At 61.5% G+C, this 9,656-nt stretch carries 4 protein-coding genes and 2 pseudogenes; 4 read left to right on the forward strand and 2 right to left on the reverse strand.

Translation table 11 applies throughout. The annotated features are described in order from the left end of the window. The 3 genes and pseudogenes from JCM21793_RS27640 to olsB form a co-directional block, all read left to right on the forward strand. Window positions 1-518: pseudogene (locus JCM21793_RS27640) on the forward strand (zinc-binding dehydrogenase); the annotation flags it as partial. A gap of 67 nt (window positions 519-585) precedes the next feature. After that, window positions 586-2,880, forward strand: coding sequence for a PAS domain-containing hybrid sensor histidine kinase/response regulator (locus JCM21793_RS21605; protein ID WP_025031692.1), 2,295 nt, complete (start codon window positions 586-588; stop codon window positions 2,878-2,880). A gap of 255 nt (window positions 2,881-3,135) precedes the next feature. Then, complete coding sequence (olsB, locus tag JCM21793_RS21610; protein WP_025031693.1) at window positions 3,136-4,011, forward strand: l-ornithine N(alpha)-acyltransferase; 876 nt, start codon at window positions 3,136-3,138, stop codon at window positions 4,009-4,011. Window positions 4,012-4,024: 13 nt separating this feature from the next. Here the strand turns inward: olsB and JCM21793_RS21615 are convergent, their stop codons facing one another. Together JCM21793_RS21615 and JCM21793_RS27645 are read right to left on the reverse strand one after the other, a co-directional pair. Further along, window positions 4,025-5,842 carry an ATP-dependent nuclease gene (locus tag JCM21793_RS21615; protein WP_025031694.1) on the reverse strand — a complete coding sequence of 606 codons (1,818 nt, stop codon included), beginning with the start codon at window positions 5,840-5,842 and terminating at the stop codon, window positions 4,025-4,027. A gap of 221 nt (window positions 5,843-6,063) precedes the next feature. Next, a pseudogene (locus JCM21793_RS27645) lies at window positions 6,064-8,346 on the reverse strand (NADP-dependent malic enzyme). Between the two features lie 225 nt (window positions 8,347-8,571). On the opposite strand from JCM21793_RS27645, the gene JCM21793_RS21625 reads away from it, so the two are divergent. After that, window positions 8,572-9,656: MutS N-terminal domain-containing protein (locus JCM21793_RS21625; RefSeq protein ID WP_025031695.1), on the forward strand; the 1,085-nt coding region annotated here is incomplete at its 3' end.

Raw genomic sequence — 9,656 nt, forward strand, 5'->3', positions numbered from 1 at the left:
GGCCGGCGGCGTCGGCTCTGTCGCCATCGGCTCTCCTGGCCGGGCAGGGGCATCACGTGATCGCCTCCACCGGACGCGCATCCGAAGCCGATTACCTGAAGGAGCTGGGCGGCGCCGAAATTATCGACCGGGAAGAGCTTTCCGGTCCCGCCCGTCCGCTCGGCAAGGAGCGCTGGGCCGGCGGCGTGGACGCGGTGGGCAGCCACACGCTCGCCAATGTGCTTTCCATGACTTCCTATGGTGGCGCGGTGGCGGCCTGCGGGCTGGCGCAGGGCATGGACCTGCCGGCGAGTGTCGCGCCGTTCATCCTGCGCGGCGTCTCGCTGCTGGGCGTTGATTCCGTCATGGCGCCGAAGGAGCTGCGCATGGAGGCCTGGCAGCGCATAGCCAAAGAGCTCGACCACAAAAAGCTTGGCGCGATCGCAAGCGTCGTGCCGTTCAGCGACGTGATTTCGGCTGCAACGGACATCATCGAGGGCCGGGTGCGCGGACGCATAGTGGTGGAGATGCCCGGTTAAGCCATTCACTAAAATTCGAACGGCGAGCCAAAAGCTTCCGTAATGCCCTCCGCCTATTGTTCTCGCCATGACAATGGCGGGGAAAAACAAAGGCGACCCGAAGCCGGCAAGGACGCTTTCTCCAGAGCGGCAGCCGCGCAAGAGGATCCGCATCAGGCCACCGGCGCTGGCGCCGGTGCGGCTTCCCGTGCCTACGCATCATGGCGAATTGGCCATCGGCCTGGCGATTCTGCTGATTGCGGGGCTGAGTCATCTGACCGGTGCCTCGCCGCTTGTCAGCATGGCGCTTCTGGCGCTGGGCGGCGTTGCGCTGGCGCTCGCATTTCGCGCGTCCATGGTGGATCGACGCATGGCATCGGTTCTGGCCGAATCCGAAGCGGTCAATCGCGGCGAGCTCGAAGAACTGGCCGACCGCATGTGGGAGCTGCGCGAAAGCGAGGAGCGCTTTCACGGGCTGGTGGACGCGCTGGGTGACCTGATCGTCCACCGCGATCGCAGCGGCCGCATCGTCTATGTGAACCGCGTGTTTGCGGACCTTCTGGGCCGCGACCCTTCCACCCTGGTGGGCCGCACGCTGAGCCAGCTTGGCATCGATATCGGCCTCGTGCCGGATGCCGCCTTCACCGATGGTGAATGCCTGAGCTCCACCGATGTGGCGATCCACACGCGTGGCGGGGTGCGCTGGTATTCATGGATCGAGCACTCGGTGCGCGACGACAGCGCGGATTCGGTGTCGCACCGGGCCATTGCGCGCGACATCACCGCCCGCAAGCGGGCCGAGACGGCGCTGATCAACGCGCGCGAACGCGCCGAACAGGCAAGCCGCGCGAAATCGAGCTTCCTTGCCACGGTGAGCCATGAAATCCGCACGCCGATGAACGGCATTATGGGCATGGCGACGCTTCTGGCAGACACGGAACTGACGCCCGAGCAGCGCACCTATGTGGGCGCGGTTTCCACTTCGGCAAGCGCGCTTGTGGCGCTGATCGAGGATCTGCTCGACTATTCCAAGATCGAGGCGGGGCGGCTGGAGCTGGAGCCCCAGGCGCTTCCGGTGAACGAGCTCGTGGAAAACGTGGTCGAGCTTCTGGCTGCCCGCGCCTTTGCAAAGAACATCGGCCTTGGCTGCTACATCGCGCCGGATGTGCCCGAAACCATCACGGCGGATCCGGGTCGGCTGCGCCAGGTGCTGATCAACCTGCTCGGCAATGCTCTCAAATTCACCGATGAGGGCGGGGTGACGGTCGCGGTCTCGCGGGCGGAGAAGAATGGCGCGCCGGCGCTGCGGATTGCCGTTTCCGATTCCGGACCCGGGCTCGAAAAGGACGACATCAACCGCATTTTCAAGGATTTCGAACAGGTGGACGGCAGCTCCACCCGCCGCCATGGCGGGGCGGGGCTCGGCCTTGCCATCACCAAGCGCATTGTCGACGCGATGAATGGCTCGGTCAGCGTGGCGAGCACGCCGGGCGAGGGCTCGGAATTTGCCGTGCTCCTGCCGCTGGGCGCAGAGGCGGACGAGGCGGGCCGTGTCGAGCCCGTGCTCGAAGAGGTCAACGCCGTCATTCTCTCACCCTTCGCGCAGGAGGCCGAAACCATCGCCATGACCGTGCGTGTCCATGGCGGGCGCGCGGCGATCGCCGCCACTGCGGAGGATGCGGCACGGCTCGCCGAAGAGAGCGGCCGGCCGTTCAACACGGTGCTGGTCGACGCCTCGCTTGAAAGCGACGATGGCGCGCTGATCACCCGTCTGCACGCGCTGGGCGTTGGTGGAGACCGCGCGCTCACGCTGATCACGCCATCGGAGCGCGGGCGGCTTCCCGCGTTTCGCGCCAGCGGCTATGGCGCGTTTCTCGCGCGGCCCGTGCGGGGCAGGACGCTGCTGCGCCAGCTTTTGGGCAGCAAGGGCGAGGCCGCGTGGCCGGCTGCGGAAACGCATGATCGCACACATGACGCCGGGACCATGGGCCGGCGTGCGGGCGGGCTCAACATCCTGGTCGCCGAGGACAACGAGATCAACGCCATGCTGGCGCGCGCGGCACTGTCGCGGGCCGGGCATCGGGTGACACTCGTCTCCAACGGGCGCGAGGCGGTGGAGGCGGTGAGCGCGCCGGGCACGCGCTTCGACGCGGTGCTGATGGACCTGCACATGCCGGTGATGGACGGGCTCGACGCCATCAACGCCATCCGCCGTCACGAGGAGGAGACGGGGCTGGCACCTCTGCCCATCCTCGTTCTCACCGCTGACGGGCAGGAAGAGACGCGCAGCGGCGTGCTCGCCCATGGCGCCAATGGCTTTGTCACCAAGCCGCTCGACCCGGACGAACTTCTGGCCGCGCTGGAGCTGCAGGTCACGGCCTGAGAACAGGGTGGGACACACCGGTCCGGCCCCCGCTGTGACGGCCTCCTTCTCCCCGCACCACCGCGTCATCCCGGGCTTGACCCGGGACCCATTGAGAAGCGAGGCCGGGTTTCGCAGAAGGTGCTGCCGGTGAAGCAGGGGCGATGCCCGGACCGCACACCCGCTTGCCGCCTACCCCCGTGTGACGGTAGTGTCATAGTTCTGTCGCAAGCGATCACTATTTCAGCGTCAACGCCAAGCGGAGGAGAATCAGCAATGCAGGGCATCACGCTGAACCGGGCCCCTCTCGATGACCAGGCCGCAAGGCCGCCGCTCGCCGGCGATGCCGAGGAGGCTCTTCTGGGCCGCATCGGCTCGCTCGAAGTGCGCCTTGCGCGCAGCGAGGAGGAGATTGCCGCGGCCCAGAGCATTCGCTACCGGGTTTTCTACAATGAGATGGGCGCGAAAGCGCCGCTCGGCGCGCTGAGTGCCGACCGCGACGCGGATGCATTCGATGCCGTGTGCGACCATCTTCTGGTGTTCGACACCGCGCTTCCGGGCGAGGATGTGGACCGCATTGTCGGCACCTACCGGCTTCTGACGCCGGAAGGCGCGCGCCGGGCCGGAAAATTCTATTCCGCAGACGAATTCGCCATCGAGACGCTGATGGCCCGCCATCAGGGCCGCCGCTTTCTGGAGCTTGGCCGCTCCTGCGTTCTGCCGCCCTACCGCACCAAACGCACGATCGAGCTTCTGTGGCAGGGCATCTGGGCCTATTGCCGCAAGAAGCGCATCGACGTGATGATGGGCTGCGCCTCCTTCCCCGGCGTGGTGCCGGCCGCCCATGCGGAAGCGCTCTCCTTCCTCGGGCATTTCTGCCAGGTGGAGGCCGAATGGCATGTGCGCGCCGTCGCCAGCCGCTATGCCCCGCTCGACCTGATGCCGAAGGAAGCGATCCAGACCCGCTCGGCGCTTGCCGCCATGCCGCCCCTCGTCAAAGGCTATCTCCGCCTCGGCGCACGCTTCGGCGATGGCTGCGTGATCGACCATGATTTCGGCACCACGGATGTGTTCGTCGTGCTGCCGGTGGAGGCGATCTCGGACCGGTATATCAATTACTACGGGGCCGAAGCGCAGCGCTTTGCGGCTTGAGTCTCGGATTGGGTTATGCTTCCAGTAGCGTAGATGCTATCCTCTTTGAGATAGAATCCACCGTGCTAGTATCGAATGTTCGTTCTAGGGCGCCCTCTGCAAACTTGCGCTTTAAAGAGTCCGGTACACCTCGAGCGTAAAACCAGTCTACGCCGCCTCGGGGCGCCGAGATTAGATCGCTGCAAGTGCTCTGGCCGAGAGAAGGCCAGTAATCTCCATTAATTTGCTTTTCCCAATTTGCAAATTCACCAGATGATTCCGCTTCGATTAATTCGAGGCACAATTCGGCTGCTGGTTCAATTGGATACAGAAACTCGGATGTGAAGAAAGCTTGATCACTTTTAATGGAGTAGCGTTGCAAAAAAGCTTCAAAATCGGATGTCCTTTCTAGGACGCATACAAATGTATTCTCCCCATAGAGCGTTGGTTCGGGGGTTGGCGTCGATTTGATGAACTTTCTCGCAGCATTTCGTCCTGCCTTATCGTCATCAAATAAGAACATTGTCTTTGCTGAGGGGGAAAACCCTCCTTGCTTCAGAACTGCAGATAGAAGTGCATCAGCCGACTGAGGCGTTCCCCCGAGTGATTTTATTTCTAAATCATTTTCATGCCCTAGTCTTTTTATGGATGAATAAAATAGATTCTCGTCGTGCAATCCCTCCACAAAGATGGTTGGCTTTGAGAGCATTTTAATTTTCGCGCGGAGTTCCTCTGCTTCCTGCGCTTTGGCGTTCAGGGCTTCCCGCTGGGCACCTAGTTGCCGAATTACAAACGGGAGTTGAAGTAGGCCTGCTTGCTCCATTTTCCGTTCAGCTTCCGAGAGATCGTCAATCATCGTTGAGGCGTTCAAGGGAGTCATGGTTCCGGTGGTGTCGGGAGCTTGCTTAGTAATGAAATAGCGGCGGACTGCTCCATCCTGAGCGTCCATGTCAGCAAGGTAAAATGCCGGAGAGTGGCTTGTAACAAAGACCTGAGTATCCTGACGCTTCGCAAACGCAGCAAACCTTTTAGCTTCGGCTTCTGCTGCTCCGAGATCGAGTGAGTTCTCTGGTTCTTCGAAACCCCAAAGAAAGAGCCTTTTGCGGGTTTCTTTTTCGTTGATGAAGCGGATGAGTTCAGGAAGGTGTCTAGCCTTGACCCCATCTCCCTTTTGTCGGAGCATCGAATGGCCATCAGAGCCGTGTGCGAAGTCAAGGTTCCGGAACAGCCGGCTCATCTCGGTCGGGGGCGCAAGGGTGGCTGGAGCGCCGAATAGTTCTGAGAGTTGCTTTGATAAACTCACAGTTTGACCGGCAATTGCTTTTACAAAATTGTTTGTAGCATCTCTTAGAACATCAGTTTCTGAGGCAGCACCATACATTCGCTCGATCAGGTCGGCGTAGACATTAAGATCTTTAATTGCTGGAATATATGTGAAATCAATATCATTTCTGAAGCGCGTTAATCTCGCCTGCTTTCCCGGGGTGTTGAGCGAAGGAAAAACGGTTTCTGTTATGTCTCCTTCACGGTTCCATTGCCTTTTAATGGCAATCTCGGACCCCAAGGCTCTTTTATAGTTATTCGGAACGTTAAATGTAATCTTTACCCATATAAACTGCCTTCCTTTGGCGTCCCTTGCTTCTTGCTTCCGGATATCGGACATGTCCACATCAAACGCGAGCGTGCGACCGGGATCGATTTGATCATTGAAGAACAAGTTCAAGGCGCGCAGAAGGTTGGATTTTCCGCTGTCATTCCTGCCAAATACCACATTCAGGTCACCAACCTTGTTCAAGGTAGCGCCGTATAGTGACCTCAGGTAGTTCACCTCAATCTTCTTGATAAGTTGCATATGGACATTACCCAACTTTGCGAATCGTATCAGGTGATACTAGTCAATTTATAAATATACGGTCGATGCATCCCTATAAATAATCTGTAATGAGCACTTCAATGACCGGTAAGAGAATTTCGGGTTATTTCATGCACACGCGTGAGAAATTGTGCGGTGATAGCGTTGGATGTGGGGAGCACCTCACGTCGTCTGATCGAGAGAAAGCCTCGCCCCCCCCCTCAAACTGCCGCATTATAAGCCGCAATCGCCGCCATGTTCACGATATCGGAATCCTTCGCGTTCAGCGAAACCACCTGAACAGACTTGTTCAGCCCCACCAGTAGCGGGCCGATGACGGTGGAGCCGCCCAGTTCCTGCAGCATCTTGGTGGAGATGGAGGCGGAGTGGAAGGCGGGCATGACGAGGACGTTGGCCGGGCCCGACAGGCGGCAGAAGGGATATTGCTGCATCAGGCCCGGGTTCAGCGCCACATCGGCGGCCATCTCGCCATCATATTCGAAATCGACCGGCGCTTGTCGAGGATTTTTACCGCCTCCTGCACACGCTCGGAGCGTTCGCCCGGCGGGTGGCCGAAGGTGGAATAGGCGAGCATCGCCACGCGCGGCTCATAGCCCATGCGGCGGGCCTGTCCGGCGGCCTCCTCGGCAATGTCGGCCAACTCCTCGGAATTGGGCATGTCGTGCACCGCCGTGTCGGCCACCAGCACGGTGCGCCCGCGGCACAGCGCCAGCGTGACGCCGATCACCCGGTGGCCGGGGCGCGCGTCGATCACGCGGCGCACATCGTCGAGCACGGTGGAATAGTTGCGCGTCACGCCGCTCACCATCGCATCCGCATCGCCGAGCGCCACCATGGTGGCGGCGAAATGGTTGCGGTCGTTGTTGATCAGGCGCTGCGCGTCGCGGAAGAGATAGCCCTTCCGCTGCAGGCGCTCATAGAGATAGTCGGCATAGATGCTGTTGCGGCGCGAAAGCCGCGCATTGATGATCTCGATGCCGGATTTGGAAAGATCGACGCCCGCCTGCCGCGCTGTCTCGCGGATCTGCTCTTCCCGGCCGAGCAGGATGGCGGTGCCGAGCTTCTGGTTCACATAGGAGGCGGCAGCGCGCATCACCTGTTCTTCCTCGCCCTCGGCGAAGACCACGCGCTTGGGCTGGCGGCGCACCCGGTCGTAGATGCGCTGGAGCGTCGAGGCGAGCGGATCGCGGCGGGCCGAAAGCTCGTTTTCATATTTCTGCATGTCGAGGATGGGGCGCCGGGCAACGCCCGAATCCATCGCCGCCTTTGCGACAGCCACCGGCACGGCCGAGATGAGGCGCGGATCGAACGGCACGGGGATGATGTAGTTGGGGCCGTATTTGGGGCGGTTGCCCTGATAGGCGGCGGCCACATCGTCCGGCACGTCCTTGCGGGCAAGCTCGGCCAGCGCCTCGGCGGCGGCCACCTTCATCGCGTCGTTGATGGTGGTCGCGCGCACATCGAGCGCGCCACGGAAGATATAGGGGAAGCCGAGAACGTTGTTCACCTGGTTGGGATAGTCCGAGCGGCCCGTCGCCATGATGGCGTCGGTGCGGATTTCGGCCACTTCCTCCGGCGTGATCTCCGGGTCCGGATTGGCCATGGCGAAGATGATCGGGTTTTTCGCCATGGACTGCACCATGGCCGGCGTTAGCGCGCCCTTGGCCGAAAGGCCGAAAAACACATCCGCCCCTTCCAGCGCCTCGGCCAGTGTGCGCTTTTCGGTTTCGACCGCGTGGGCGGATTTCCACTGGTTCATGCCTTCCTCGCGGCCCTTGTAGACCACGCCCTTCGTGTCGCACAGGAAGACGTTTTCCGGCGCGAGGCCAAGCGATTTGGCAAGCTCGATACAGGCAATGCCGGCAGCCCCCGCGCCATTGCAGACAAGCTTTGTCGTCTTGATGTCGCGGTCGGTGAGGTGCAGCGCGTTGATGAGGCCGGCGAGCGCGATGATCGCCGTGCCGTGCTGGTCGTCGTGAAAGACGGGGATGTCCATCAGCTCGCGCAACTGGCTTTCGATGATGAAGCATTCAGGCGCCTTGATGTCTTCCAGATTGATGCCGCCGAAGGAGGGGCCGAGCAGCTTGACGCAATTAATGAAGCGTCGGCGTCTTCCGTGTCGACCTCAAGGTCGATGGAATCGACATCGGCGAAGCGCTTGAAGAGCACGGATTTGCCTCCATCACCGGCTTGGAGGCAAGTGCGCCCAGATTGCCGAGGCCGAGGATCGCCGTACCGTTGGAAATGACGGCCACCATGTTGCCGCGCGTCGTGTAGTCGAAGGCGCGGCTCGGGTCTTCGGCAATGGCCTGAACGGGAACCGCAACGCCCGGAGAATAGGCAAGCGACAGGTCGCGCTGCGTCGCCATCGGCTTTGTGGGGGTGATTTCCAGCTTGCCGGGTCTGCCGGATGAGTGGAAGTCGAGCGCTTCCTGCGGGCTGACGGACGGTCCCTGACGTTCGGACTTTTTATCGTTGGGCATGTCGGCTTGTTTCCTCCGGGAGACGGGCTCTGGCTTATGCTTTCTGTGGAGTTTTGCCAGTGACGGGTGCATAAGGCTACACTTTTGCCCAGTAAATGGCCAAGCAGATTGAAGCTGTTGATTTGAAGCCAGTACAAAGCCAATGCAAAGGCTGGGGAGCCCTCCTTGAACGACGAAACGCCCATGCGCCACAAGGCAATGCAGGCCGCCGCCGGGGCAACGCCCATGATGGCGCAATATATCGAGATCAAGACGGCCAATCCCGATTCGCTCCTGTTTTATCGCATGGGCGATTTCTACGAGCTGTTCTTCGAGGATGCGGAGATTGCCAGCCGGGCGCTGGGCATCACGCTCACCAAGCGCGGCAAGCACCAGGGCGACGACATTCCCATGTGCGGCGTACCGGTGCATGCGGCAGACGATTATCTGCAGAAGCTGATCGGCCTTGGCCATCGCGTGGCCGTCTGCGAGCAGATGGAAGACCCTGCCGAGGCCAAGAAGCGCGGTTCGAAATCCGTGGTGCGGCGCGATGTAATCCGGCTGGTCACGCCCGGCACCATCACCGAGGAAAAGCTGCTTGATCCTTCAGAAGCCAATTATTTGATGGCCCTTGGCCGCGTGAAGGGCGGTGATGAGAGCCTGGCGCTCGCCTGGATCGATATTTCCACCGGCGCGTTCCGCGTCGCGCCCACGCGGCCCGACCGGCTTCTGGCCGATGTGCTGCGGATTGACCCGCGCGAACTGATCGTGCCCGAGGCCGTCTATTATGACGAGGCCTTCCGGCCTGCCTTTGATGTTCTGGGACGGGTGGCCAATCCGCAGCCGGCGAACCTGTTCGATTCCGCCTCCGCCGAAATGAGGCTGACGCGCTTTTATGGCGTGGCGACGCTGGAAGGCTTTGGCCGCTATTCCCGCGCCGAGCTTTCTGCCATTTCGGGCGCGGTCGCCTATGTGGAGAAGACCCAAAAGGCAGAGCGTCCGCCGCTTGGCCGTCCCGAGCGCGACGATGAGGGCGCGAGCCTGTTCATCGACCCGGCCACCCGCGCCAATCTGGAACTTGGCCGCACCTTGTCCGGCAGCCGCGAGGGAAGCCTGGCCAAGGCCATCGACCGCACGGTGACGGGCGCGGGCAGCCGGCTTCTCTTCGAGCGGCTCATGTCGCCGCTCACCGATCCGGAAGCGATTGGCGGGCGGCTCGATGCGGTCTCGTTTTTCCTTGCCGAGCCGGGCCTGCGCGAGGATGTGCGCAGGCTTTTGAAAGGTGTGCCGGACATTGCCCGCGCGCTCTCGCGGCTGGCGCTCAACCGTGG

This window comes from Nitratireductor aquibiodomus NL21 = JCM 21793 (genome assembly GCF_000615975.1).
GTDB lineage: Bacteria > Pseudomonadota > Alphaproteobacteria > Rhizobiales > Rhizobiaceae > Nitratireductor > Nitratireductor aquibiodomus.

Coding starts and splice junctions, on each gene's coding strand:
- JCM21793_RS21605 (WP_025031692.1), top strand. CDS start 586: ATGACAATGGCGGGGAAAAACAAAGGCGACCCGAAGCCGGCAAGGACG.
- olsB (WP_025031693.1), top strand. CDS start 3,136: ATGCAGGGCATCACGCTGAACCGGGCCCCTCTCGATGACCAGGCCGCA.
- JCM21793_RS21615 (WP_025031694.1), bottom strand. CDS start 5,842: ATGCAACTTATCAAGAAGATTGAGGTGAACTACCTGAGGTCACTATAC.